Here is a 26,970-nt window from a genome sequence, read left to right as displayed (position 1 = left end):
GGCGTCTTTTACACCCCGCTGCGTTGGCTGCACTCGTTCACCCGAGTCACTGAGTTATCTCAGCTCCCCGGGATCCTCTCGATTGCCGCCTTGCGGCGATGCAAAGTCCGCGAATCTTTAATGCTGATTAAACGCTGTAGTACAGCTCGAACTCAACGGGGTGCGGAGTCATACGCACGCGGTCATTGTCGGCTTTACGCAGTTCGATGTAAGCATCGATGGCGTCATCAGTGAACACGCCGCCACGGGTCAGGAACTCGCGGTCTTCGTTCAGTGCGTTCAGTGCTTCTTCCAGAGAACCTGCAACTTTTGGAATCTCAGCTTCTTCTTCCGGTGGCAGGTCATACAGGTTTTTGTCCATCGCATCGCCAGGGTGGATCTTGTTGATAACACCATCAAGACCCGCCATCAGCAGCGCGGTGAAGGCCAGGTATGGGTTAGCCGCTGGATCCGGGAAGCGTGCTTCGATACGGCGTGCTTTCGGGCTAGCAACCACTGGGATTCGGATAGAAGCAGAACGGTTACGGGCAGAGTAAGCCAGCATAACCGGTGCTTCGTAGCCTGGGACCAGACGCTTGTATGAGTTGGTGGTTGGGTTTGCCAGGGCGTTGATCGCTTTAGCGTGCTTGATGATACCGCCGATATAGAACAGAGCGGTTTCAGACAGGCCGCCGTACTTGTCGCCAGAGAACAGGTTCACGCCGCCTTTTGACAGGGACATGTGGCAGTGCATACCAGAACCGTTATCGCCGAACATTGGCTTAGGCATGAAGGTTGCCGTTTTGCCGTACGCGTGAGCAACGTTGTGAACCACATATTTGTAGATCTGAATTTCGTCCGCTTTTTTGGTCATGGTGTTGAAGCGGGTTGCCACTTCGTTCTGACCAGCAGTGGCGACTTCGTGGTGATGTGCTTCAACCACCAGGCCCATTTGCTCCATGGTCAGACACATGGCAGAACGGATGTCCTGCGCGGAGTCAACCGGTGGCACTGGGAAGTAACCGCCTTTCAGACCTGGACGGTGACCTTTGTTACCGCCTTCGTACTCTTTACCGGTGTTCCATGCGGCTTCGATATCATCGATAGCAACGTGTGAACCTGAAGTAGAAGAACCGAAACGGATATCATCGAACAGGAAGAACTCTGGCTCTGGTCCAAACAGCACGGTATCCGCGATGCCGGAAGAACGCAGGAACTCTTCTGCACGCTTAGCAATGGAGCGCGGGTCACGATCGTAGCCCTGCAGTGTGCCTGGCTCAAGGATGTCGCAACGGATGATCAGGGTCGAGTCTTCGAAGAACGGATCCATCACTGCAGTGGTTGCATCCGGCATCAGCACCATGTCTGATTCGTTAATGCCTTTCCAGCCACCGATGGAGGAGCCATCGAACATTTTGCCTTCTTCGAAGAAGTCAGCGTTAACCTGGTGAGCAGGGATAGTAACGTGCTGTTCTTTACCTTTGGTATCGGTAAAACGCAGGTCAACAAACTTAACTTCATGCTCGTTCATCATCGAGAGAACGTGTTCAGCGGACATACTCAACTCTCCTGGAAATGGTCATTATCGTCATGGTGAGAGAACTTCGTTGCCGGGAATGCGCCACAACTGCTGACCACTCCTAACCAAAGATCTCGGCAAGCTCTTTCAACCGTTTTATAACTGTCGTTATCGCTTGAAATAGATAAAGCGAATTCTGTGCCAACTTTATGACAATGGCGAAAATGGCGCTACAATGCGCGCTTTCGTGAGTCGAAGGCTGCACCAGGATGGATTTCCTGCATTGTTGTGGTGCAACACGGATGAAGATAAGCACCATATTGGTGCAAAACGCCACCACAGTGCAGATTAATGCACCGTAAATGGTGCTAAAAACCAGCGCTACGAGAAACTTTCGGCGAAATCTGTGATCATGTTCAGTCTTCCGCTTAATCCGTGTACAATACCGCGTTATTTCTATAATGCCTGAGGCAAAGCTGTGATCGAAAATTTGCGTAACATCGCCATCATCGCGCACGTTGACCATGGTAAGACCACCCTGGTTGACAAGCTGCTACAACAGTCCGGTACTTTTGATGCTCGTACCGAAGCGACTGAGCGCGTAATGGACTCCAACGATTTGGAGAAAGAGCGTGGGATTACCATCCTCGCAAAAAACACCGCCATCAAATGGAATGATTACCGTATCAACATCGTTGATACCCCAGGACACGCCGACTTCGGTGGTGAAGTGGAGCGCGTCATGTCCATGGTGGATTCGGTGCTGCTGGTTGTAGATGCGATGGATGGCCCTATGCCGCAAACCCGCTTCGTAACCAAGAAAGCATTTGCTCATGGTTTGAAGCCGATTGTGGTTATCAACAAAGTTGACCGTCCGGGCGCGCGTCCTGACTGGGTTGTTGATCAGGTATTTGACCTGTTCGTTAACCTGGATGCGACTGACGAGCAGCTGGACTTCCCGATCATCTTCGCTTCGGCGTTGAATGGTATCGCGGGTCTGGAACACACCGACATGGCTGACGACATGACCCCGCTGTATCAGGCGATCGTCGACCACGTTTCTCCACCTCAGGTTGAAGTTGAAGCGCCACTGCAGATGCAGATCTCGCAGCTGGACTACAACAACTATCTGGGCGTGATCGGCATCGGCCGCATCAAGCGCGGTACCGTTAAGCCGAACCAGCAGGTCACTATCATTGATAGCGAAGGCAAAACCCGTAACGGTAAAGTCGGTAAAGTACTGGGCCATTTGGGTCTGGAACGTATCGAAAGCACCCTGGCGGAAGCGGGCGATATCATCGCTATCACCGGCCTGGGCGAGCTGAACATCTCTGACACCATCTGCGACACGCAGAATGTGGAAGCGCTGCCGGCCCTGAGCGTCGATGAACCAACCGTAACCATGTTCTTCAACGTCAACACCTCGCCGTTCTGCGGTAAAGAAGGTAAGTTCGTGACGTCGCGCCAGATCCTGGAGCGTCTGAATAAAGAGCTGGTACACAACGTGGCACTGCGCGTTGAAGAAACCGAAGATTCTGATGCGTTCCGCGTGTCAGGTCGTGGTGAGCTGCACTTGTCGGTGCTGATCGAAAACATGCGTCGTGAAGGTTTCGAGCTGGCGGTATCCCGTCCGAAAGTTATCTTCCGTGAGCATGAAGGCCGTAAGCAGGAGCCATTCGAAAACGTCACCCTCGACATCGAAGAGACCCATCAGGGTTCTGTGATGCAGGCAATGGGTGAGCGTAAAGGCGATCTGAAAAATATGGATCCAGATGGCAAAGGCCGTGTACGTCTCGACTACATGATCCCAAGCCGTGGCCTGATCGGCTTCCGTAACGAATTCATGACCATGACTTCAGGTACCGGCCTGCTGTACTCCACCTTCAGCCACTACGACGACGTGCGTCCAGGCGAAGTGGGCCAGCGTCAGAACGGCGTACTGATCTCGAACGGTCAGGGTAAAGCGGTAGCGTTCGCCCTGTTCGGTCTGCAGGATCGCGGTAAGCTGTTCCTGGGTCACGGTGCGGAAGTGTATGAAGGCCAGATCATCGGTATTCACAGCCGTTCTAACGACCTGACAGTAAACTGTCTGACCGGTAAGAAACTGACCAACATGCGTGCGTCAGGTACTGACGAAGCAACCACTCTGGTTCCACCGCAGAAAATGACGCTGGAGCAGGCTATCGAGTTCATCGATGATGACGAACTGGTAGAAGTGACTCCGCTGTCAGTACGTATTCGTAAACGTCACCTGACCGAGAACGATCGTAAGCGTTCTTCTCGTGGCAGCAAAGACTAAGCGAATCAGTCTGATATTGAGCCCCGCACTGCGGGGCTTTTTTATGCCTGCAACCCGCTGCAACGCTCGCCTGATGAACTTTGCCTTCGCTTCCAGAATGCTGATTTCCCGCCTCTCATCCCTGTTCAGCTCACGCTTTTACCGCTAGAGTTAACGATCCAGGGAACATAAAGGAGAGGCGTCATGCTGTACATTTTTGATTTAGGCAATGTGATTGTTGATATCGATTTTAATCGTGTGCTCGGCGTCTGGAGCGATTTAGGACGGGTGCCGTTGGCAACGCTGCAAAGTCGTTTCCGCATGGATGAGGCTTTTGAGAAACACGAACGTGGCGAAATCAGCGATCCCGAATTCGCAGCACGCATTTGCGATCAGCTGGATATCGCCCTGAGCTACCCGCAATTTACGGCAGGCTGGCAGGCGGTCTTCGTCGGCGTGCGTCCGGAAACGCTGGCGATCATGAACAAGCTGCGTGCCAATGGCGAGCGCGTGGTGATTCTGTCGAACACCAATCAGCTGCACTTCGAATTCTGGCCAACCCACTATCCTGATGTTCAGCAGGCGGCCGATCATCTTTATATGTCGCAGGATATCGGCATGCGTAAGCCGGAAGCGCGCATCTATAACTATGTACTCCAGCACGAAGGTTACCAGGCCGATCAGGCGGTATTCTTCGATGATAATCAGGCCAACATTGACGCGGCGCGTGCGCTGGGCATTGAGAGCGTGCTGGTGGTTGATGAGAAAACCGTGCCGGATTGGTTTGCGGGTCGTCTCTGAGTGCTAAAGCCAAGACAACTGCGCCACTCGGCGCATGCCTTTTTTCTGTGGATTAAACTGCTGTGGCGCCGCATTGACGAAGACAACATGACGACGCAGGCGGGTAATCTGGCCTACGTTTCATTGCTGGCGTTGGTGCCGCTCATTGCCGTGGTTTTTGCGCTGTTCGCCGCCTTTCCGATGTTCTCGGATATCAGCGTGCAGCTGAAAAACTTCATTTTCACCAACTTTATACCGGCGACGGGCGACGTCATTCAGCGCTATCTCGACCAGTTCGTTGCCAACGTCAACAAAATGACGGCGGTCGGTATTGTCGGATTGATTGTCACGGCGCTACTGCTGATGCATTCGGTGGATAGCGCGCTAAACACCATCTGGCGCAGCGATAAGCCGCGCCCCATGGTCTACTCCTTTGCTGTGTACTGGATGATACTAACGCTGGGTCCGCTATTAGCGGGCGCCAGCTTAGCCCTGAGCTCCTATCTGCTGTCGCTGCGCTGGGTGAACGTCACCGGCGTCACCAGCCTGGTCGATCAGCTGCTGCGTATTTTCCCGCTGTTTCTTTCTATCCTCGCCTTCTGGCTGCTGTATAGCATTGTGCCGACGCGGCGCGTTCCCACGCGCGATGCGCTGATCGGCGCCATCGTTGCCGGTTTGCTGTTCGAGCTGGGCAAAAAAGGCTTTGCGCTCTATGTTACGATGTTCCCTTCTTACCAGTTAATTTACGGCGTTCTGGCGGTCATCCCGATTCTGTTCCTTTGGGTTTACTGGTCGTGGTGTATTGTGTTGTTAGGCGCGGAAATCACCGTCACGCTGGATGACTATCGCCAGTTAAAACAGCAGGAACGCGAAAGAGAACGAGAGGAAACATGATTGCTTTGATTCAGCGCGTCAGTCGCGCCAGTGTCAGCGTTGATGACGCGACAGTGGGTGAAATTGGCAATGGGTTATTGGTGCTGTTGGGTGTGGAAAAGGGCGACGACGAGCAAAAGGCGCAGCGTTTGACCGAACGCGTTCTCGGCTACCGCATCTTTGCGGATGAGAATGACAAAATGAATCTCAACGTGCAGCAGGCCGGCGGCAGCGTGCTGGTGGTGTCGCAATTCACCCTTGCCGCTGATACGAATAAAGGTATGCGTCCCTCCTTCTCGGGTGGTGCAGAACCGGCGGAAGCCGAGCGTCTCTATGATTACTTCAGCGATTGCTGCCGAACACAGGGTGTGACCACCGCAAATGGGCGTTTTGCCGCCAATATGCAGGTTTCGTTAGTAAATGACGGTCCGGTGACCTTCTGGTTACAGGTGTGAGGTTAACAGCCGAGCGGCAAGGACTTAGCCACGCAAGCTCCGAACGAGAGAATCACTTTATGTATCATCTTCGCGTACCGCAAACGGCGGAAGAACTGGATATGTATTACCAGTTCCGTTGGGAAATGTTACGAAAGCCGCTGCGTCAGCCGCAGGGTTCTGAGCGTGATGCCTGGGATGCGCTGGCGCATCATCAAATGGTGGTGGATGAGCAGGGCAAACCCGTCGCGGTGGGCCGTCTGTACATCAACGCGGAAAACGAAGCGGCGATTCGCTTCCTTGCAGTGCATCCTTCCGTACAGGGTAAAGGCCTGGGCACGCTGGTGGCGATGACGCTGGAGTCGGTCGCGCGTCAGGAAGGCGCCAAACGCGTCACCTGTAGCGCGCGCGAAGACGCCGTCGAATTCTTTGCCAAGCTGGGCTACGTCAACCAGGGCGAAATCACTGCGCCGCAAACCACGCCAGTGCGCCACTTCCTGATGATCAAACCGGTAGTCACGCTCGACGATATTCTGCATCGTGCAGATTGGTGCGGGCAGCTGCAGCAAGCCTGGTACGAGCACATCCCGCTGAGTGAAAAAATGGGCGTGCGCATTCTGCAATATACCGGGCAGAAATTTGTGACCACTATGCCCGAAGCGGGCAACCAGAATCCTCACCATACGCTCTTTGCGGGTAGCCTTTTTTCTCTCGCCACGCTCACCGGTTGGGGCTTAATTTGGCTGCTGCTGCGCGAGCGTCATCTTGGCGGGACCATCATTCTGGCGGATGCGCATATCCGCTATAGCAAGCCCATCAGCGGTCGTCCGGGGGCGATTGCCGATCTTGGCTCGCTGAGTGGCGATCTCGATCGTCTGGCGCGAGGTCGTAAAGCGCGTGTACAGATGGAAGTCGAATTGTTCGGTGACGAGGAGTTAGGCGCGGTGTTTGAAGGCGTGTATATCGTGCTGCCGGCTGATTCTGACGGCTCGCTGGAAGAAGGCGGCTCCGGGGCGCGTATTAATTAGCATCGTATTATCGCCATTCATGGCTTAATACCGCTCACTTAAGCAAAAAATTGCCTATTTATGCAGGTGCGCATAAATGCGCACCCTACGAAAACCCAGCGATATAATCGTAGGGTCGCCATTCATGGCGACCTGGTTTTTAATCTATTGAACCTGCCCGCCACGCATCGTCTGCTGCACCGCTTGTGCATCGGTGGTCACCGACAAGGTGCCATCCACGCTCTGGCGAAGCGGCGCGCTGGCATTCAGCGAGCCTTTCAGTTGCAGCTGCAAATTACTGTTGCCGCTCAGCTGCGTTGGCCAACCCCAATTCCCCAGCACGTTTGCTGGCACCGCCTGACCTTTCAGATTCAGCGTCAGCGGACGTTGCACATCCTGGCCCACCGTTGCTGTCCCTTCCAGTAAGCCGCTGCCGTTAAAGGCGCTCAGTTCAGTGACCTGAATCTGTTGATCATTGGCATTCAGCGCAATGGAAGGGTGGCGCAAATCGGTGCGATTAAAGGTGGCTTCGGCCGCATTGAAGCTGGCTTTGCCGCTCCAGATTCCCCATTGATGCTGGCGTGCCAGCAGCAGATTATCTGCACTGCCATCCAGCGACGTCATCTGGAAGGGGAAGGTGGGATTGATATCGATTATCAGGTTACGGTTAGCAGTGGCGCGCGTTACCAGCACGCTATCCAGCCAGCTCGGTAAAGTCTCCTGCCAGCGTTCACGCCAGTTTTGTGGCAGAGTGTATTCTAGGCCAGCAATTGCCAGTTCATCCAGCGTCAAACGCTTATCGCTGCGCGTCCAGCTCCCGCTGGCGCGAATCACGCCATTGACCCAGCGTGAGCTAAACTGCGTCAATGCGATGCCCTGTGCTGAAAGATCGGCATTAACGATAGGATCGTTCAATTCAAACCCACCGTTGATAAAATTCCCGGCATTCATCGAAATTGAACCGCCCTCGCTTTGCCAGTCATCACCGCGCCAGGTAACGTTTTTCAGCGTCAAATCAAGGTCGGTGACTGCCCAGTCAGGCCCTTGCAGGCGCGCATCGGTCATATCCAGACGATTGATGCTCACCGAAGGCACATCGCGCAGCGGATTGAGGAAGTCGCTCAGGCTTTGATGGGTTTGCAGGCGGATATCGTTGAGGCGCAGCTGGTCAATCTTCCAGTTGCCTTGCGCATCGCGCTCGGCGTTGCCGGTCATAGAACCGCGCGCTAAATCGGCACCAATATTACTCAATACCAGACGACGTTGCTTAATGCTGCCCTGCAGCAACACATTGTTGGCCGGTACGCCATCCAGCGTCAGGGTTCCGGCACTGATCTGGAACTGCGCATCGCTGCCCAGCACGTCATTAGGCAGCGGCTTCCACGGCAGAAGACCGCCGTTCACGCGCTGAGCGGTCATCGGCATGGTGCTATGCGGATTCTCAATACGCACATTGTTCAGCTGCAGGCGATTAGCCTGCATCGGTAGCGTGGTATCGGGCGCTTGATTGGCGAGATTGATCTCACCGTCGCGCACTTCAATGCTGTTGAAATGCAGCGGATCGCTGAACTGCACCAGCGCAAGGCCAAGGTCGACGCGCTTTGCCACTAATACCGCGGGCTGGCCATCATGACCAAAGCTGAAATCGTCGAGGATGATGTGCGAAGGGGAAGTAAAGTCGTGCTCAATCTTGCTGAGAGAGAGATGCCAGGCGGTTTTATCGCTAACCCAACGGCTAAACCAGCCAGCGCCCCATTGTGTTTGCAGCAACACATACAGCACAACCAGCGCCAGCAGAATCAGCAGCAGTAAGCTAAGGAAAAACTTGCCTAAAAATTTCATCGCACTCATCCATCCCGATATTTATCCGGTGAGTGGTTGTTATGCCTGAATTACCGTTACACCTCAACAGCCTGGATGTAAAAGCGGATAAATATCAGGCAGGCCGAAGCCTGCCTGGTGCTTTACTTTTCTTGCGGGAAGATCAGGTTCAATACAATGGCGGTAATACCACCGGCTGCAATGCCAGATGAAAGCAGGGTTTTCAGCCAATCAGGGGCAAATTGCAGAATCAGCGGCTGCTGAGAAACACCCAGACCTACCGCCAGCGATAGCGCGATAATCATGATGGCGCGACGGTTAAGTGGCTCGCGTGAAACGATACGCACACCGGATGCGGCGATGGTCCCGAACATCACAATGGTCGCACCGCCCAGCACCGGTTCTGGAATGTGCTGCACAAATCCGCTCACTGCCGGGAACAGACCCAGCACGATCAGCATCAGCGCCACCACAAAACCGACATAGCGGCTGGCAACGCCCGTCAGCTGAATCACGCCGTTATTCTGGCCGAAACAGGAGTTCGGAAAGGTATTGAAGAGCGCAGAAACAAACGAGTTGAGGCCGTTGGCCAACACGCCGCCTTTCAGGCGCTTCATATACAGCGGGCCGCTTACCGGCTGCTCGGAAACATCAGAGGTTGCCGTGATATCGCCGATGGTTTCCAGCGACGTCACCATAAACACCAGCATCAGCGGGATCAGCAGATTCCAGTCAAAGCCAAGGCCATAATAGAGCGGTGAAGGTACCGCAATCAGCGGTTGATTGGTTGGCGCAGCGGTAGCGGGCAGCATATCCAGCGCCCAGGCCAGCGCATAACCCACCGCCATCGCGATCACCAATGAGGCGACGCGCAGATAGGCATTACGCTGACGATTGAGCAGGATAATCACCACCAGCACCGCCGCAGCCAGCAGTAAGTTTTTCGGTGCGCCGAAGGTGTGATCGCTCATTGCAGCAAAGCCGCCACCAATCGAAGTCAAACCGACCTGAATCAGTGACAGGCCGATAATCATCACCACAATGCCGGAAACCAGCGGCGTAATAATACGACGCGCCAGATGCAATACGCGTGACAGCACCATTTCGGTACAGGATGCCACCATCAAGGTGCCGAACAGCGCGGCCATCATGGTCGGTACATCAACGCCGCCATTTTTCAGCGCCATCCCGCCCATGATCAGCGGGGTCACGAAGTTAAAGCTGGTGCCCTGAATCGACAACAAGCCGGAACCGACCGGTCCCCAGGTTTTGATTTGCAGAATCGAGGCCACGCCAGAAGCAAACAGCGACATGCTGATAATGTGCTGTGTATCCTGCGCCGGTAAACCCAGCGCCTGGCAGATGAGCAGTGCGGGCGTAATCACCGCGACAAACATCGCCAGCAGATGCTGACAGGCAGCAAACAGGGTTTGCGGCAGCGGTGGGCGATCTTCGAGGCGGTAAATCAGTTCACTTTTCGGGCTTGCAGCGCTGGCAGGCTGAGATGATTCAGTGGTGTTGACGGACATGGTGGACGTTCTCAATTACAACAAAGGGGCGATTTTAAACGGTTGCGTTGTGAAAGCAATCGTTTGCAATGCCCCTTTTTACTTCCGTTGATCTAGAGCGTAAACACGGTGCGGCAGCGGCTATCATCTTCCTGCCACGCCTGCTCTACTTCATTTAATGGACGCATCTGGAACGGGATGGAAAAATCACTCTCTGCGGCGGCGGCCAGCATTTCACTGATGCAGGCGATCAGTTCTTTATCGGATACGCTACCCAAACCGCTACCCATCAACGTCAGTCCGGATGAGCGCAGCAGTTTGCTGTGCAGCGTGATTTCCTGGCCGCTCAGTGAACCGATTTGCACAAAGCGCACTGTTTTTTCACCGCCCGCAACCGCCGCCTGCATGATATCGAGCGCGCTCTGGCCCCACAGATAATCCAGCGCCACATCAATCCCTTCCTTCATCAGCGCCGGTAACGCGCCTGATAATTCATCCAGCGTTAAGGTGATGTCGGCGCCCTGCGCCCGCAGCTGATCGAGGGCTGCGCGATTACGGCCGGTGGCAATAATTTTTCCGGCTCCCAGATGCTGCGCAATACGCACCGCTAAACCGCCCGAAGTACCGGTGGCGCCATTGATCAATACGGTCTCACCGGCATGCAGCTGTGCGCGGCGGGTGAGTGCCGCCCAGGATGACATGCCTGGATTAGCCAGCGCTGCGGCCAGCACCGGATCAAGCGTTGCGGGCAGCGCAACGATGCTGTCGGCGGGTACTAAGGTTCTTTCCGCCATGCTGCCCCACGGCGAATTGAAGGCGAGGAAATAAACCGGATCGCCATTGCTCAGCGTGCCGGTGCCATCAATGCCGGTAATAAAGGGATACTGCGTTGTTGCGCTGTAATGGGTGCCAGCGGCGCGTGCTTTTGCTAGTTGGCTGACCGCGGCGGCTTTCACCGTGACGACCACATGGCTGTCATCGGCCTGCGGTTCAGGGAAATCACCGTAGACCGGCTGTTCACCGGCTGCGGAAACAAATGCTGCTTTCATGCTTTCACCTTCAGTTAACTGGATAATATGTGTAATATGCACACATTAGGCTTACCTCGGGATAACGTCAATGGAAAGTGTGCAAAATACACATAATAGTGCAGCATTTGATGATCTGCATAATGCGCTGCTAATGATTGTCGGCACCTTCAACCGGCCGCAACGTGATGAATTATTGATAAAAGAATCCAATATTCAGCTCGATCGCGCGCTGTTTCCGCTGCTCATCCAGATTGGGCGTTTTGGGCCGATTGGCGTGGTAGAACTGGCGGAGCGTGTCGGGCGGGATTACACCACCGTCAGTCGTCAGGTGGCAAAGCTGGAACAGTCAGGACTGGCGCAGCGGCAGAAAAATGCTAAAGATAAACGGGTAAACGAAGCGATTATTACCGCAGCGGGGAAGGCCATGACAGATAAAATCGATGCGGCGCGTGCGCAGATTTATCAGAACCTGTTTGCCAACTGGCAGGATGAAGAACGCGCCGAGCTGGCGCGTTTGCTGCAAAAATTTGTTGGGGATTTCATCGCCATCGATAACCGCAAAACCACGGATTAAGCGTTGCTGTAGCGTTCGGTTTCCGGCAGCCAGCGCTCAATCAGCGCCTGCGCCTGCTCAGGATAATGCTGGTGGATATGGCGCGCCACGCGCTGAACTTCAGGGATCATCCCCTGATCGCGCAGCAAATCGGCCACTTTAAACTCGGCGTTTCCGGTTTGCCGCGTACCAAGCATCTCACCCGGACCGCGAATCTCTAAATCGTGCTGGGCAATTACAAAGCCGTCATTGCTATCGCGCAGCACCTGCAAGCGCTTTTGGGCGGTTTTGCTTAGCGGTGCTTTGTACAGCAGCACGCAATGCGAGGCGACCGCGCCACGGCCCACGCGACCGCGCAGCTGGTGCAGCTGTGCAAGCCCGAGACGTTCCGGGTTTTCGATAATCATCAGGCTGGCATTCGGCACATCCACGCCTACTTCAATCACGGTGGTGGCGATTAACAGCTGGATTTCATTGGCTTTAAACGCTGCCATCACCGCTTGCTTTTCGGCTGGCTTCATGCGGCCGTGCACCAGGCCCACCTGCAAATCGGGGAGCGCCACTTTCAGCTCTTCCCAGGTGGCTTCCGCCGCCTGCGCTTCCAGCACTTCCGACTCTTCAATCAGCGTACAGACCCAATAAGCCTGGCGCCCTTCGTGACAGGCGCTCTGCACGCGCGTGATGATCTCGCTACGACGGCTGTCGGGAATTGCCACCGTGGTCACCGGCGTACGTCCAGGCGGTAATTCATCGATGGTCGAGGTATCGAGATCGGCGTAAGCGGTCATTGCCAGCGTGCGGGGAATCGGCGTCGCGGTCATGATCAGCTGATGCGGATGGAAGCCCTGTTCCTCGCCCTTTTCCCACAGCGCTAAACGCTGATGCACGCCAAAGCGGTGCTGCTCATCAATAATCACCAGCGCCATGCCGTTGAATTTCACCTGTTCCTGGAACAGGGCATGGGTGCCAACCACCATCGCAACCTGGCCGCTGGCAATCGCTTCCTGCTGCGCTTCGCGCGCTTTGCCTTTCTGCTTGCCCGCTAGCCAGCCTACTTCGATGCCCAGCGGCGCAAACCACTGGCGGAAATTGTTGGCGTGCTGTTCGGCCAGCAGTTCGGTCGGTGCCATCAACGCCACCTGTTTGCCGTGCGCGATGACATTTAGCGCCGCCAGCGCGGCCACCAGCGTTTTGCCGGAACCCACATCGCCCTGCACCAAACGCATCATCGGAAAATCGTTGGCCAGATCCTTTTCGATTTCTGCCACCACGCGGTTTTGCGCACCGGTTGGTGAGAAGGGCAGCGCCGCGAGCAGCTGATTAACCAGTTCATGGCGCGCCGTCATCGGCAGCGCATGATGGCGCTGCGCACCCGCGCGCACCGCCAGCATGCTGAGGTTATGTGCCAGCAGCTCTTCCAGAATTAAACGCTTCTGGGCCGGATGGCGGCCAGTTTCCAGCTCGCTCAGACGTAAATCCGGCGGTGGGCGATGCAGCGTGCGCAGTGCATCCGGCAGGCTAATCAACCCGCCGCTCAGTTCAGTGGGCAGCAGCTCGGCAATCGGACAACTCTCCAGCAGCGTCAACGCCTGGTCGGTAAGATTGCGCAGCGTGGCCTGGCGAATGCCTTCGGTGGTGGGATAAACCGGCGTCAGCGTTTCCTGCAGCTCAACGCCGCCTTGTTCTCCCTGTACGCGATACTCGGGATGAATGATTTCCGCACCGCGCTGGCCGCGTTTAATCTCGCCATAGGCGGTAACGCGGCGGCCCGGTGACAGGCTATTTTTCATTCCGGCATTGAAATTAAAGAAGCGCATGGTGAGCATGCCGCTGCCATCGCTGATATTGCAAACCAGCATGCGGCGGCGACCAAAGCTGATTTCGCTGCTCAGTACTTCGCCTTCCACCGTGGCATAAACGCCCGGCAGCAGATCATTAATTTTATAAAGTTGGGTGCGATCTTCGTAGCGAAGTGGCAGGTGCAGCAGCAAATCCTGAATGGTGAACAGGCCAAGTTTGGCCAGTTTGCTCGACTGACTGGCGCCGACGCCGGTCAGGGTACTGAGCGGGATGGCATCCAGCAGACGGCCTTTCATTTTTTACCCGTCGATTGCATGGTAGCCCACCAATTAGCGTCGGCTTCCACCTCGCCCTGGGCATTGATGCGGGGATAAGGCAGGCCTTTCTGCTTTGCCACGCGCGCCAGCACCGGATAGCCGCCTTCAAACAGCAAACGCTGCTGCTCGTCTTCATCCAGCAGGCTGTAGGTGCGCTGATACATCCCCGCGTTCTGCCGCTGGCGCTGCGCTTCATACAGAATCAACGCAGACGCAACCGAGACGTTGAGCGACTGCACCATGCCCACCATCGGCACAATGATGTCCTGATCGGCCAATGCCAACGCTTCTGCGGTAATCCCGGTTTTTTCCTGACCCATGAGAATGCAGGTCGGCAAGGTGTAATCGATCTCGCGAAAATCCACCGCTTTGGCCGAAAGATTGGTCGCCAGCACCTGCATGCCGCTCTCTTTCAGATGACGCACCGCTTCGGCAATATGACGATGGGTTTTCACCTTCACCCAGCTGTTGCTGCCAGCCGAAGCGGACACCATAGTGCGCATACGCACGCTGGGCCACACGGCGTGAACTTCGTGGATGCCGACCGCATCGGCGGTACGGATTACCGCTGAAACGTTATGCGGCTTATGCACCTGTTCCATGCAGACGGTGAGGTCGTGCTGGCGCAGGGCCAGCATCTCCTGAATACGAGCAAAGCGTTGAGCGTTCATGGACTAGTTACGATTTCGGTGAACTTTAATCACGTCCGGCATTACGCGAATTTTGCGCATAATATTCGCCAGATGGACGCGATCGTTCGCGGTGAGGCGGATAAAGGCGCTGTATACGCGACCATCACGCTCTTCGGTATTCAGGCTCTGAATATTGGAACCGGCAGTATTGATTGCCGCCGTCAGGTTGGCCAGTGCGCCCTGATGGTTGAACATGTCGACTTTAATTTCGGCGACAAATTCCTGATCGGTCACTTTATCCCACTCTACCGGCATGAACTTTTCAGGCTCTTTTTGGTAGCCGCGAATGTTACGGCAGGATTCGTGATGCACCACCAATCCCTTGCCGGGACTGACGTGCGCGACAATCGGGTCGCCGGGAATGGGACGGCAGCACTTGGCAAAGGTAATCAGCACGCCATCCGCGCCTTTGATCGGCAGCTTTTTGCGTTTGCTGTTTTTTTGTGGCTCTTCACTGCCAGACTGCAACAGATTCTTTGCCACCACCACGCTCATGGCATTACCCAGACCAATTTCCGCCAGCAAATCATCAATGGCGGTCAGCTTCATGCGCTCCAGCTCATGCTGAATGTTCTCGGCCGGAATCTCCGCCAGTTTCTTGCTGCCGCCGAGCGCGTGGCTCAACAGGCGACGACCAAGGTTTACGGAGTCTTCACGCTTGAGGTTTTTCAACAGCTGACGAATTTTAGCGCGCGCTTTAGAACTCACGACAAAATTAAGCCAGGCGGCGTTCGGTCGTGCGCCTGGAGCCGTGATAATTTCAATGGTTTGGCCGCTGGCCAGCGATTGTGACAGCGGATAAGGCTGGCGATCGACGCGTGCGCCGACGCAGGCATGACCAATATCGGTATGCACCGCATAGGCGAAATCAACCGGCGTAGCGCCAGCCGGTAATTCGACAATGCGGCCTTCCGGCGTGAACACATAGATCTCATCCGGGAAGAGATCGGATTTCACGCTTTCAATAAATTCAAACGAGCTACCGGCGCTTTGCTGCAGCTCAAGCAGGCTTTGCAGCCAGCGCTGAGCGCGAATTTGCGCGGTGGTGCCGCTGATTTCACCGGTCTCTTTATAAGCCCAGTGTGCAGCCACCCCCATTTCAGCCATCTGATCCATATCTTCGGTACGGATCTGCACTTCAACCGGCACGCCGTGCGGGCCAATCATTGACGTGTGCAGCGATTGATAGCCGTTGGCCTTGGGAATAGCGATGTAATCTTTCACGCGTCCGGGACGCGGTTTATACAAGCTGTGCATCTGGCCGAGCACGCGATAACAGGTATCCAAATCTTTCACGATAACGCGGAAGGCATAGATATCCATGATCGAGTGAAAACGCTGCTCTTTCAGGTGCATTTTGCGGTAGATCGAGTAGAGATGCTTCTCACGCCCACTTACGCGACAGGGAATGCCTGCTTCCTGTAAGCGACCATCGATTTCAGCGAGGATCTTCTGAATCATCTCTTTACGGTTACCGCGCGCCGCTTTCACCACCTCTTTGATCACGCGGAAACGGTTCGGGTAGAGCGCTTCAAAGCCGAGCTCTTCCAGTTCTGTTTTCAGGTGATGAATACCCAGGCGGTGCGCCAGAGGACTGTAAATCTCCAGCGTTTCCAGCGCGATACGACGTTTTTTATCCGGGCGTAACGCGCCGAGCGTGCGCATGTTGTGCGTGCGGTCAGCCAGTTTGATCAAGATGACGCGAATATCCTGCACCATCGCCATGATCATTTTGCGGAAGTTTTCAGCCTGCGCTTCTTTCTTATCGCGGAACTTCAGCTTATCGAGCTTGGATACGCCTTCCACCAGTTCGGCAACGCTTTTACCAAACAGCTGTTCCATATCCTGGTAGGTGGCGGGCGTATCTTCAATCACATCATGCAGCAGCGCTGCCATTAGCGTTTCATGGTCGAGTTTCATCTCGGCCAGAATGCAGGCAACCGCAACAGGATGGGTGATGTAAGGCTCACCGCTGGAGCGTGTTTGTCCCTCGTGGGCATCACGCGCGACGAGATAAGCTTGCTTGAGGCGCTTGATTTGCTCCTCAGGCAAGTATTTTTCAATCAGTTGATTGAGGCTTTCAAACAGATACAAGGGCGACCTGCCGCGTGCTATTAACGACGACCTTCAGCGATAGCGGTAACGGCTTGTAACTCAGCGGCTTCCTGCTCATGCTGTTCCTGACGATCACGCACATCCAAAATCTGGGTCGTGATCAGACCTTCTTCAATTTCGCGCAGGGCGATAACGGTCGGCTTATCGTTCTCTTCTGGAACCAGCGCATCTTTACCGCCTACCTGCATCTGACGTGCACGACGTGCAGCGACCAACACCAGGTCAAAACGGTTACCAACTTTCTCTACTGCGTCCTGAACGGTTACGCGTGCCATAGGTGTGCTACTCCACAGATGATGAAGAAATGACTGGGCATAATACTGAAAGTGAATTCAGACTGCCAATAGTTTGCTGATTAAAGCATCATGTCGCGATTTTTGGCGACCCATACGCAGACGTTCTGCGCGGATAATGGTTTTGAGATCTGACAGCGCCAGATCAAAATCATCATTAACAATTAAATAGTCGTACTCGGCGTAGTGGCTCATTTCCGCCACGGCCTGTTGCATACGACGGGCAATCACCTCTTCGCTGTCCTGACCGCGACCACGCAGGCGGCGATCCAACTCTTCGGTAGAAGGCGGCAGCACAAAGATGCTGCGTGCGGCCGGCATTTTCTTGCGAATTTGCTGCGCGCCCTGCCAGTCGATATCCAGGAAGACGTCAACGCCGGTCGCCAGCACCTGCTCAATCGCAGCGCGTGACGTACCGTAATAATTGCCAAACACTTCCGCATGTTCGAGGAAGTCGTCTGCTGCAATCATGGTTTCGAATTCGCCCTTAGAGACGAAAAAGTAGTGCTCACCATGAGCTTCACCGGGACGCACGCCACGGGTGGTATGCGAAATAGACACCTGCGTATCGTACAGCGGTTGTGTCTTTAACAGCGCCTGAATCAGGCTGGATTTACCCGCGCCGCTAGGGGCGGAAACAATATAAAGCGTGCCTTGAGCCATGGTTATCTTGAATTGAGTAAAGAGCGGAGTCGATTTCCTGCACAGTATACACGGCTTGGGGAGGTGGCGCAGCGTTTGCCGCTTGGCTGAGGCAATTCTTTTTTCTGTGAAGCCGCGCCAGAGGCTGATGTAGCAAGCTGCAATCCGGATGAAAAGCCTGGAATCTGTCTCCAGCGCATCGCTTTTGCCGCTGGTAAAAGATCGTCCAGCGCTCTCCAATAACGAAAAAGGAGAGCGAAGATGAAAGGATGTCTGAGTCTACTAGGTTGCTTATTCAGTATCGGTTGCTGGGCCGAAGCGCTGTGTCCGAACTGGTCGCCGGTGCGTGCCAGCCAGGAGATAACGCAGCTGCAAACCCAGCTACGCCAATGGGATGATGCCTACTATCGGCAAGGCATCAATCAGATAACTGATGCGGATTACGACAGCCTGCAGCAGCGATTACAGCAGTGGCAGCGCTGCTTCATCCCCGCTCAGCCCGCTTACGATGCGCAGCTCAGCACCGATGGCAGCACGCATCATCCTGTGGCGCACACTGGTGTGCGCAAACTGCGCGACAAGCTCGCGGTGGCGTACTGGATGCAGGACAAATCTGCACTGTGGTTGCAGCCTAAAGTTGATGGCGTTGCCGTCACGCTGGTGTATCGGCAAGGTAAGTTGGTGTCATTAATCAGCCGCGGCGATGGCTTACGTGGAGAAGAGTGGCGCGCCAAAGCCGAGCACATTCCTGCCATTCCCAAGAGCATCGCGACCTTACTCGAAGAAGTGGTGCTGCAAGGTGAGCTGTTTCTGCAAATGACCGATCATCAACAGGCGCGCGACGGAGGGAAAAATGCCCGTGCTCAGGTTGCTGGCGCCATGATGCGACATGACAACAGCCCGCTGCTGGCACAACTGGGCATTTTTATCTGGGCGTGGCCAGACGGCCCGGCGTTGATGCCTGAGCGGCTAACACAGCTGGCGCAGTGGGGATTTGGTCTGGCGCAGAGCTGGAGTCGTCAGGTGAGTAATGAAGAGGAAGTAGCAGTATGGCGCGATCGCTGGTTCCGTGAATCGCTGCCGTTTGTCACCGACGGCGTCGTGATCCATCAATCCCCTGTCAGCGCAGGTCGCGATTGGCAACCCGGGCAGGGCAGCTGGTCAGCGGCGTGGAAATACCAGCCGGCGGAAGTCAGCAGCGAGGTGCTGTCAGTAGATTTTAATGTCGGGCGTACCGGCAAAGTGGCCGTTGTGCTTAACCTGACTCCGGTGCAGTTAGAAGATAAAACCGTACGCCGGGTCAATCTTGGCTCACTGCGACGCTGGCGGGAGCTGGACGTTATTGCGGGCGATCAGGTAACCCTTACGCTGGCAGGTTTAGGCATTCCCCGGCTGGAGCGCGTGATCTGGCGAGTGGCGCAGCGCGACTATCCGGCATCGCCGCAGAAAGGCGAATTCGATCATTTAAGCTGCCTGCAAATTAGCGCAACCTGCCGGGCACAGTTTCTTTCACGGCTCAGTTGGCTGAGCCAGAAATCGGTGCTGGATATTGCGGGCGTGCAGCGCAGTACCTGGCAGCGCTTGCTGGATAACGGTGCAATTACACATCTCTTCTCCTGGCTGATGTTAACGCCCGATCAAATCGCGCAGGCCAACGGCATTACGACCGCTCGTGCCCAGCTTATCTGGCATCGCTTTAACCTCACGCGCCAACAGCCGCTGCGGCGCTGGGTGAATGCGTTGGGAATACCGCTGCCGCGCACGGCGCTACAGGCATTGCCGGATTCCCAATGGTCGCAGCTATTGTCGCGAACGGCAGAGAGCTGGCAGCAGTTGCCAGGCGTCGGCACGATTTTGGCACAGCGCATCGTGTCGATGCTGCAGGATGCAGACCTGCAGCAGTTGATTCACTTTTTGCAGCAGCAGGATATTCCTGCTGCGAACTCAGTGTTCAGGGTGGGGATAGTTGAAAATCGGCAAACCGAGGCGGAAACGCAGCGCCAGCAAACGGGCAAAGAAGCCGAACAGTAGCGTGATGATCACTACCGCCTCGTGGGGCAGCGGTGTTTTCAATAGCAGAATGTAGATCCAGCCAGAGGCGAACGCGATGCCGGCATACAGCTCTTTCTGGAACACCAGTGGAATGCGATTACAAAACATATCGCGTAGCACGCCGCCAAAGACGCCAGTGATGACCGCGGCGATGGCGGCAATGATCGATGCGTGGCCTGAATCGAGCGCCACCTGGGCACCAATAATTGAAAACACCACCAGACCTAATGCATCGAGTACCAGAAAGACTTTGCGCAGGTGCGTCATTAGCGGGGCAACAAAGGTCGTCACTACGGCGGCGGCGGCCACAATCATGATGTATTCCGGATGCTTCACCCAGCCCAGTGGATAGTGGCCCAGCAGGATATCACGCACCGACCCGCCACCAATGGCGGTGACCGAGGCAATGATGATCACGCCAAACAGATCCATTTTACGACGTCCCGCCGCCAGTGCGCCGGTCATGGCTTCGGCAGTAATACCAATAATATAGAGAACGGTTAATAACATAGAGCACTCCAACAGATTGGCGGCAAGGCTAAAGATTTCCCAGAGTGTAAACCACTGAGATTTTCTAAAGAAAGTGTCGTCGGATTAGCCATTTTGATGGCATGCATGCTAACAGGCCTAGCTGGCGTGATAAATCGGGATTTTGTGCGAATCAGGCATGAGTAAAAATGATGCGAAGAGGGCTAAAACTCGCCTTCTTAAGTTCCATTCTGTTTGTGTCGTACCTGATTATTGCCTGCTAACCAGGCTTTTCTCTCTCCGGCCCGTTGTAGGGTGCGCATTAATGTGCACCGGGCAGAAGCACGCACGATGCGGCTTAACTTATCAGCATTAAGCAACTATTGGACAGGCATGAAAAAGCGTAACGAAGACATTCTCCTTTTCTCTTCTGACAAACTGGCAGCATTAGGGCTGGAGAGTCTTTTGACCTCGTTACCGGTTGCCAGCAAGATTCATCAAGTGTGGTCGCTCAGCACGATAATCGCCCAGTGCGAGACGCTCAGGCCGCGGCTGCTGGTGTGCATCTTTCATGAAAACATGCCGCTGGCCGGTACGTTAAAGTTATTTTATGGCCTGCAGCAGCAGTTCCCCGACATGCAAATACTGGTGCTAACCCAGCGTCTATTACCGCTGATGCATGGACTCAGTCGTTATCTGCCTACGCTCAGCGTGCTGGATTTAAAATCATCGCGGCAAAAGCTTATCCGCAGCCTGAAAGCGTGCATGAACAGGCAGAGCCCGGTTCATTTAGTGGAAGGTGTTGACGTTCTGCTGCCGGATCGACAATTGCGCGTGCTGCTGATGATTGCCTGGGGTTACAGTACAGAGCACATTGGCACGTGCTTAGGGCTCAGCCATAAAACGGTCAATGCACATAAGCTCATTGCGCTGTCACGACTGCAAATCAAAAGTAAGAACGATATGGTCGATCTCTTCATGGTGATTGATGAATTACGCATGCTGACGAGTTGGTTACACATGCAGCACAGCGACAACGCAGGCGAAGCCATCGTTCCGTTAGAGGACGTATTGCTGGAAGCGTAAAAAGAAAAAAGCGTGCTGGTAACCAGCACGCGAACGCATCTTCTCAGATGCCCAGAGCCCACCATACAGACTTGTTTTTATTATCCGTTTCTTGCTCGCACATTGGCGAAACTTTTCAGGCTAAAACGGTATTCTGGCTGGAACCAGGAACGACCGTAATAGCAGTAGATCAGCATTCTGATGGATACCATGGCGAGGTAGCCCCAGATTGCGCACAACACCGAAGGTGTCAGCCACACGGTAAACAGTGTGATACCCAGCCCTGCTAACACAGAAGCGGTTTCCGTGAAGGCAATGCGTGAAAATTGATTTTCCCGTTGCAATATGGCGCGATAATGCTGTCCTTGCGGAATAATAATGAATATCACCGAAATCATCTCAAGCATAATCGCCATTTCGGGTTGATTCATAATACGACTGGAAATATCGCTACCAATAAACAGTGCGGCAAAAATGGCCATTCCGCATAATACATTCCCCCAATATAAAATCGAGAGATCGCTATTATTCAGGCTTTTATTTCTGATAATGGCATTGCCAAAACCTCGATCCGCCAACGTATCAATAACCAATAGCATTACAATCGCGATGGCGAGTAAATTCAACTCATTTGCCTGAAGTATTTGTGCCAAAAGTGAAAGCTGCAAAACACCAATGCCGACAATTTTAATCGATGACAACACTGACCACTTAGCGTTGGTCAGATTTCTTTCTCTTATCGCCATACCCTGCTCTTTATGGTACATGTACCAGTGCAATTAAGGGGTTACCCGAGCCACAGGCTCGGGCACAGATCACATTAATGCAGCGATTCCTGGCGCAATCCTGAAATACCTTTCAGATTCAGCCATGTATAGATGCACTCAATTAAGTGATGTTCTGATTTTAAAAAGATGCCCCTGGCGCATAATGTTTTTTTTGTCTTAATGGTATCACCTCCGGTGCGGAGGAAATCCATAAGATCATTATAAAATCCCTTTGAGTTTATATATTCCCCGGCCAGCATCCTCCTGGCAATCTCAACAAATTCTTTTTCTGATAACAAAGGATAGGTTGAGCGATCCATGTTATTTCCCTGCTGTTGTTATTATGGGTATTGCTGTGTGTGGAAGAGTTATACCGTGTTTTAATTAAATTAACACCATCAGAAAACTCCTATAAATAGACTGCAGAAATAAATGGTTTCATAATATGCATCAGAATATATAAGGCGAGTGATGTGCCATTTATTAGTCTTTTACGCCTTTCAGCATCGATGAATGAAGCCACATCAACTGAATGGACAAAAAACTTCGATAAATCAGAGGCACTCAGCATTTTATCGCGAAGCCCCACCAGGAATTTTCCCGGTGAGGAAGCTTAAGCAGCATTGTTGATTAACACATTGATGAGTGAAGATTTCGCCAAAACAGTTAAACGCTACTGTGCAAAAAAGAAACCGCTTTTTATCAATTAATTCCAGCGCAAGTTACAGAGAGGGAGTTTGCATAATGCATTGATTCTAATGAGTTAACAGATGCAGCAGTTGTTCAAGATCGCGTTTTACCCAGGCAACATCCTGCGCAAACTTCTCGTCGGACATCAGCGGCTGGCGGTAAACCACCATCACAACCTCGGCGCCTTGCTCATTAGCAATTACCCGCATCGGCATATAAATCTCTTTGCCGCTGCCGGTATCAATCCAGTGATCCATCACGCCAAACGGGTTATGCGGCGTAAAACGAATCTTTACCGTGCCTTCGGGACCTTTGGCCTTCCAGCTGTTTCCTTCCTGCGTCAGCGTGCTGCTACTGAGCCCGCTTGCCCATTTGGCAAAGCACTCGGGTTTCCAGATGGTTTCATACAAATCTAACCAGTTGCGTGGAACGGTCAGTGTGACTGTCTGTGATGGCAGCATGGAACCTCCTGATGTGAGACAGCCATTAAAGCACGCTGATACCGGGCAGAAAATTGCCCGGTAGTGGAAGTGTGGGTTAACAGCGGTTTCCGTGAAAATGCTGTAATCAAATAAACTTGCCGCGCCCCTGAATATCCAGCTCTTGCGCTGAACCGTCTGCTGCACGCAGGACAATGCGATCGGACTGTGCAACCACGGCGCAGCTGTGATTAGGGAAAATACGCAGCAACGCGCCAACAGGCGGAGCCTGATCGCCGTATTGCAGGAAGCCATGCTCTTCCGACAGCTTCAGCACTTCATAGTGATTACCTTGCTCATCCACGGCGATGCCAAATCCGCTGGCATTGGTGCCGTGTGGTCCTTTGTCGGAGCTGAGCATCTTGGAACCGGCATCGATGATGGCAAAGTGTGGATTCACCGCCACCACGCGCGTGATCACGCTCAGCGCCAGCGCATCCGGCGAGCACAGACCCAGCCGCCAGGCGGTGAGATCCAATAGCGCGTAATTACCGGGACGAATTTCATCGCTGCCTGACGCCACGGGTGCCGCCAACGCCGTTGGGGTGGAACCCACTGAAATCGGGCAGGGCGTAAAGCCGGCTTCGGCCAGGCGTTGCTGCACATCGCGCATCAGGGCGATTTCCTGCAATGCGACTTCTGCAATCGCCGTAGGATTGCCCGCACCATAGGCGTGACCGGCATGGGATACCAACCCGGCAAAGGGCAGGCCTGCGCTTTTAAGGCGCTGAGCCAGCGTGATGGCCATATCGCTGTGGGGATCAACGCCGATGCGATGCAATCCCACATCCACCTTGATCGCCACCGCCAGTGAGCAATCGGGTTGGCGCTGATGTGCCGCCGCGATCGCCTTAACGCCCATCTCGCCATCCACGATGCAGGTAATGCGCGCCTGATACTCTGCCGCCACCGCCAGCAGTTCCGCCAGCGTGTCGGCGTGCACAATGGGATAAGCCAGTAGCAGATCGCGTTCACCTCCCAAAATAAAGGCTACGCCTTCACTCGGCTTCGACACGGTAATGCCGCGCGCGCCAAGCGCACGCTGTTGCCCGGCAATCCAGACGCTTTTATGGGTTTTAATATGGGGACGTAGCGCGACGCCCGCGGCATCGGCTTTTTGCTGCATCAGCTGCAGATTACGCTGCAGGCGCGGTGCATCAATTTCGAGATAAGGTGTGAGTCGGTCGGCAATTAAAGGCCGCAACCAGCCAGCTGTAATATTCTGTTCCATCAAGATAGTCCGCAGGTGATTATTCCGTGCGGACTATCATTCATTAATGAGGGGCAGAATACCAGCCGAGAGCAGATTAGATATACAGTGAAGCTTCGCCCGGTGGACGGGTTTTAAAGCGGCGATGCAGCCACAGATATTGATCGGGAGCGCGCAGGATTTCTTTCTCAATCACTCTGTTCATATAAGCCGCAGCTGCTGCTTCATCTTCATACGGATAATTCTCCAGCTCCGGCTGAATGATCAGCTGATAACCGCTTTTATCCGCATTACGAATCAGCACGATGGTCAGCATGGCCGGCTTAGCCAGACGCGACAGCACAAAAGTGCCGTTGGTGGTGGCGGCTTGCTTCACGGCAAACAGCGGCGCAAACACGCTGCCCTTCGGGCCGTAATCTTGATCCGGTGCGAACCATACCGCTTCGCCCTGTTTCAGCGCATGTACCATGCCGCGCAAATCGCGACGATCAATCATCGCCTTATTAGAACGCATACGACCTTTGGTTTGCGCCCACTCCATCGCCTGATTGTTGTGCGGGCGATACATCGCCATCATCGGCTGGCACAGTCCGGTAATACGGCCGCCCAGCTCGAGTGACATAAAATGCACGCCGATCACCATCACACCGCGCTGGTGGCTCTGCGCATTCTGCAGGTTGGCGATGCCGTTCACCTGGAACAGGCGACGCACGCGCGCATCGGACCAGAACCAGGCGATGCCGGTTTCAGCCAGCGCCATGCCCAGCGATGCGAAGTTACCGGCAATCATCAACTCTTTATCTTCCTCATTAATGTTCGGGAAGCAGAGTTCGATGTTGCGGCGGGTAATGCGCTCACGGCGCTTAAGGAAGTGTCGTGACAGCTTGCCGGCAGAAGCGCCAAGCCGTATCAAAGCAGGATAAGGAAGCTGCACCAGCAGCCATAACACACCCAGCCCAAACCAGGTCAACCAGTAGCGGGGATGGAGCAGTTTTGAGCGGAACTTACCAGTTTTCTTCATGGCGCCTTCAGTGAAAAAGTGAATGTATCGCGCAAGAAGCATTTCCCTGGAATCCTGATGCGGTACAACTGTATTGAATACGACCAGCACTTTAGCAAATAGTGCCTTCAAAGTTATGTAAACTCTGCAATCTTTAGGATTGAGAGGTTTCATTGAATGAGGGCTTAAGTTTAGCGTACAACGTTTTTAGGTACGCTAATCTGTTTGCTAAACAACGAATTAGGCTGATGCATTGATGCTTTTCTATCCGTTTCTCGCCGCATTTTCAGTCAGAAAATGACATGGATGCACATACACGCTTTCACATTCTTTACATTGAAAAAACCACAATATCGTCTAAAGCGCTGATGCGACGTTCCGACGGAAGGCCTTAACAAGCCTGGGAAGGGTATGGTTTGTGATCTTCATCACAATTTACAGTGTAGTGCAGTAAGCCGTATTCGTATAGCGATCAATAACCGCTCTGGTTTTTCCTGGCGCTGATTTATTTCACGATCGGTTGCTGATGAAATTGAGCGGTGCGAGAAAATAGCATGGGCAGCTATATTAATATAGGCATGCATTACTTGTTTTTATTTTCCCATACGAACTTATTGCCACCGTATTAATATTAAAATGAAAAGTAAGTGATGAGAGTTTTTGGGCGTGAATAATGGCTATATTGATCTAACCTACCAATATTTAAGACATTTCTTGCGTTGCGGGTTAATAGTGAGTTTTATTGCGCTAGAACATAAAATTACCGCGTTAAAAACAGCAGAATGCGCTCCCTCTTTAAGACGTGTCCTGGCATTACTTATTCATGATGTCCGCTATTATTAGCGCATATCATCACGCATGGTTGAAAACCATTAAATTAGCGTGCCTGGAAATTGATTGATTATTTGGCAAGGAATTTAAAATGAAAATTAATGTGATTAAATCGGTGGCAATGATGGCGTTATTTACTTTTTCTTCTTCATTAATGGCAGCGATTGATAGCGGACGCGTCACTATTCGTGGCCAGATTGTTGAGGGCGACGAACCCTGCAAAATCGTTCACCAGAACAGCGACCAGGCGATTGAGCTTTCCAATGCGAAGGCCATCAAGTTCTCCCTCAAGGTAAACCAGTGCGCGCATGAAACCCTGGAAAACATTACGGCGACCTTTACCGGTCCTGAGACCGAAGAGAGTTTACTGGCGCTCTCTGACGATGCTGCGGTGATGCTGCAACACAGCAACGGTAAAGTGATTAAAATGCGTAATACGCCGGAACCGCAGCTGGTGTTGAGTAAAAACAATACGCTGGATTTTACCGCGACGTTGAAGGGTTCAATTGATGCGGCACATTCCAGATCTGCTCTTAGCCAACTTACATTAGCCTATGAATAAAAAATCATAATATTCTATATAAATTATTCAATAGATAATGGAATTTAAAGAAATACAGATTCAGGGCTGAGTGTTCACGATATTTATGCTTTGTTATTCAATTATGACTCCATTGCTTAAAATGGCAATTTTAGTTTTTACCTTTTTTAAATAAAAAAATAATATAGTCACGGTGTATAAAAAGTGACTTGTATAGCAGGTAAG

At 53.4% G+C, this 26,970-nt stretch carries 24 protein-coding genes; 9 read left to right on the top strand and 15 right to left on the bottom strand.

Features of this window, described 5'->3' with window-relative positions; all coding sequences use genetic code 11:
* Positions 1-127 precede the first annotated feature (127 nt).
* On the bottom strand, positions 128-1,537 hold the full coding sequence (glnA, locus tag ACIP6T_RS23235) for a glutamate--ammonia ligase (protein ID WP_097095542.1): 1,410 nt from the start codon (positions 1,535-1,537) through the stop codon (positions 128-130).
* A 439-nt stretch (positions 1,538-1,976) separates the two neighbouring features.
* Here glnA and typA point away from each other — a divergent pair, with 439 nt between their 5' ends.
* The 5 genes from typA to fabY all read left to right on the top strand — a co-directional run bounded on the left by typA (position 1,977) and on the right by fabY (position 6,891).
* The gene (gene typA, locus ACIP6T_RS23230; protein ID WP_097095544.1) at positions 1,977-3,797 is read left to right on the top strand and encodes a ribosome-dependent GTPase TypA; all 1,821 of its coding nucleotides are present in this window, start codon (positions 1,977-1,979) and stop codon (positions 3,795-3,797) included.
* Between the two features lie 183 nt (positions 3,798-3,980).
* A complete protein-coding gene (gene yihX / locus ACIP6T_RS23225; protein ID WP_097095545.1) occupies positions 3,981-4,577 on the top strand; it encodes a glucose-1-phosphatase in 597 nt (198 codons plus the stop codon).
* The gene (locus ACIP6T_RS23220; protein WP_097095546.1) at positions 4,578-5,450 is read left to right on the top strand and encodes a virulence factor BrkB family protein; all 873 of its coding nucleotides are present in this window, start codon (positions 4,578-4,580) and stop codon (positions 5,448-5,450) included.
* Positions 5,447-5,884 (top strand): D-aminoacyl-tRNA deacylase, encoded by a 438-nt coding sequence (dtd, locus tag ACIP6T_RS23215; protein WP_097095547.1) that lies wholly within the window; start codon positions 5,447-5,449, stop codon positions 5,882-5,884. The genes ACIP6T_RS23220 and dtd overlap by 4 nt, the downstream gene beginning before the upstream one ends.
* A gap of 59 nt (positions 5,885-5,943) precedes the next feature.
* Positions 5,944-6,891 carry a fatty acid biosynthesis protein FabY gene (gene fabY, locus ACIP6T_RS23210; protein ID WP_007885253.1) on the top strand — a complete coding sequence of 316 codons (948 nt, stop codon included), beginning with the start codon at positions 5,944-5,946 and terminating at the stop codon, positions 6,889-6,891.
* 144 nt (positions 6,892-7,035) lie between these two features.
* Here fabY and ACIP6T_RS23205 read toward each other — a convergent pair whose 3' ends face one another.
* From ACIP6T_RS23205 to ACIP6T_RS23195, 3 genes are all read right to left on the bottom strand, one after another.
* A complete protein-coding gene (locus ACIP6T_RS23205; protein WP_400459342.1) occupies positions 7,036-8,712 on the bottom strand; it encodes an AsmA family protein in 1,677 nt (558 codons plus the stop codon).
* Positions 8,713-8,834: 122 nt separating this feature from the next.
* Positions 8,835-10,220, bottom strand: coding sequence for an NCS2 family protein (locus ACIP6T_RS23200; protein WP_097095549.1), 1,386 nt, complete (start codon positions 10,218-10,220; stop codon positions 8,835-8,837).
* Between the two features lie 92 nt (positions 10,221-10,312).
* Positions 10,313-11,248, bottom strand: coding sequence for a zinc-binding alcohol dehydrogenase family protein (locus ACIP6T_RS23195; RefSeq protein ID WP_400459339.1), 936 nt, complete (start codon positions 11,246-11,248; stop codon positions 10,313-10,315).
* 70 nt (positions 11,249-11,318) lie between these two features.
* Here ACIP6T_RS23195 and ACIP6T_RS23190 point away from each other — a divergent pair, with 70 nt between their 5' ends.
* Positions 11,319-11,804, top strand: a complete 486-nt coding sequence (locus ACIP6T_RS23190; RefSeq protein ID WP_097095551.1) for a MarR family winged helix-turn-helix transcriptional regulator — start codon at positions 11,319-11,321, stop codon at positions 11,802-11,804.
* On the opposite strand, the gene recG is transcribed toward ACIP6T_RS23190, so the two are convergent.
* Genes recG through gmk form a run of 5 tightly spaced genes read right to left on the bottom strand, consistent with a single transcriptional unit; the run spans position 11,801 to position 17,663 of the window.
* On the bottom strand, positions 11,801-13,879 hold the full coding sequence (gene recG, locus ACIP6T_RS23185) for an ATP-dependent DNA helicase RecG (RefSeq protein WP_345827688.1): 2,079 nt from the start codon (positions 13,877-13,879) through the stop codon (positions 11,801-11,803). The genes ACIP6T_RS23190 and recG overlap by 4 nt on opposite strands.
* Positions 13,876-14,571, bottom strand: a complete 696-nt coding sequence (gene trmH, locus ACIP6T_RS23180) for a tRNA (guanosine(18)-2'-O)-methyltransferase TrmH (protein WP_097095553.1) — start codon at positions 14,569-14,571, stop codon at positions 13,876-13,878. Before trmH ends, recG begins: the two co-directional genes overlap by 4 nt.
* A gap of 3 nt (positions 14,572-14,574) precedes the next feature.
* The gene (gene spoT / locus ACIP6T_RS23175; protein ID WP_097095554.1) at positions 14,575-16,686 is read right to left on the bottom strand and encodes a bifunctional GTP diphosphokinase/guanosine-3',5'-bis pyrophosphate 3'-pyrophosphohydrolase; all 2,112 of its coding nucleotides are present in this window, start codon (positions 16,684-16,686) and stop codon (positions 14,575-14,577) included.
* 20 nt (positions 16,687-16,706) lie between these two features.
* Positions 16,707-16,982, bottom strand: coding sequence for a DNA-directed RNA polymerase subunit omega (gene rpoZ / locus ACIP6T_RS23170; protein ID WP_007885265.1), 276 nt, complete (start codon positions 16,980-16,982; stop codon positions 16,707-16,709).
* A 57-nt stretch (positions 16,983-17,039) separates the two neighbouring features.
* The gene (gmk, locus tag ACIP6T_RS23165; RefSeq protein WP_097095555.1) at positions 17,040-17,663 is read right to left on the bottom strand and encodes a guanylate kinase; all 624 of its coding nucleotides are present in this window, start codon (positions 17,661-17,663) and stop codon (positions 17,040-17,042) included.
* 240 nt (positions 17,664-17,903) lie between these two features.
* Here gmk and ligB point away from each other — a divergent pair, with 240 nt between their 5' ends.
* A complete protein-coding gene (gene ligB / locus ACIP6T_RS23160; protein ID WP_400459334.1) occupies positions 17,904-19,673 on the top strand; it encodes an NAD-dependent DNA ligase LigB in 1,770 nt (589 codons plus the stop codon).
* On the opposite strand, the gene ACIP6T_RS23155 is transcribed toward ligB, so the two are convergent.
* The gene (locus ACIP6T_RS23155) at positions 19,587-20,204 is read right to left on the bottom strand and encodes a trimeric intracellular cation channel family protein (protein ID WP_345827691.1); all 618 of its coding nucleotides are present in this window, start codon (positions 20,202-20,204) and stop codon (positions 19,587-19,589) included. The two genes, ligB and ACIP6T_RS23155, sit on opposite strands and share 87 nt — an antisense overlap.
* Positions 20,205-20,555: 351 nt before the next feature.
* On the opposite strand from ACIP6T_RS23155, the gene ACIP6T_RS23150 reads away from it, so the two are divergent.
* Positions 20,556-21,248, top strand: a complete 693-nt coding sequence (locus ACIP6T_RS23150; RefSeq protein ID WP_400459332.1) for a LuxR C-terminal-related transcriptional regulator — start codon at positions 20,556-20,558, stop codon at positions 21,246-21,248.
* An 80-nt stretch (positions 21,249-21,328) separates the two neighbouring features.
* Here ACIP6T_RS23150 and ACIP6T_RS23145 read toward each other — a convergent pair whose 3' ends face one another.
* From ACIP6T_RS23145 to lpxP, 5 genes are all read right to left on the bottom strand, one after another.
* On the bottom strand, positions 21,329-21,973 hold the full coding sequence (locus ACIP6T_RS23145) for an oligosaccharide flippase family protein (protein WP_097097621.1): 645 nt from the start codon (positions 21,971-21,973) through the stop codon (positions 21,329-21,331).
* Positions 21,974-22,047: 74 nt separating this feature from the next.
* A complete protein-coding gene (locus ACIP6T_RS23140) occupies positions 22,048-22,314 on the bottom strand; it encodes a hypothetical protein (protein ID WP_345827693.1) in 267 nt (88 codons plus the stop codon).
* A 435-nt stretch (positions 22,315-22,749) separates the two neighbouring features.
* Complete coding sequence (locus ACIP6T_RS23135; RefSeq protein ID WP_097095560.1) at positions 22,750-23,145, bottom strand: polyketide cyclase; 396 nt, start codon at positions 23,143-23,145, stop codon at positions 22,750-22,752.
* A gap of 106 nt (positions 23,146-23,251) precedes the next feature.
* Entirely contained in the window at positions 23,252-24,394 is a 1,143-nt protein-coding gene (locus ACIP6T_RS23130) for an alanine racemase (protein ID WP_400459328.1), read from the bottom strand.
* 76 nt (positions 24,395-24,470) lie between these two features.
* Positions 24,471-25,394 carry a kdo(2)-lipid IV(A) palmitoleoyltransferase gene (gene lpxP / locus ACIP6T_RS23125; protein WP_097095562.1) on the bottom strand — a complete coding sequence of 308 codons (924 nt, stop codon included), beginning with the start codon at positions 25,392-25,394 and terminating at the stop codon, positions 24,471-24,473.
* Positions 25,395-26,295: 901 nt separating this feature from the next.
* Between lpxP and ACIP6T_RS23120 the strand changes: the two genes are divergently transcribed.
* Positions 26,296-26,766 carry a fimbrial protein gene (locus tag ACIP6T_RS23120; protein ID WP_400459324.1) on the top strand — a complete coding sequence of 157 codons (471 nt, stop codon included), beginning with the start codon at positions 26,296-26,298 and terminating at the stop codon, positions 26,764-26,766.
* Positions 26,767-26,970 lie beyond the last annotated feature (204 nt).

This window comes from Pantoea sp. NPDC088449, from assembly GCF_044753225.1.
Lineage (GTDB): Bacteria > Pseudomonadota > Gammaproteobacteria > Enterobacterales > Enterobacteriaceae > Pantoea > Pantoea floridensis.
This window is presented reverse-complemented; position numbering and strand designations above follow the sequence as displayed.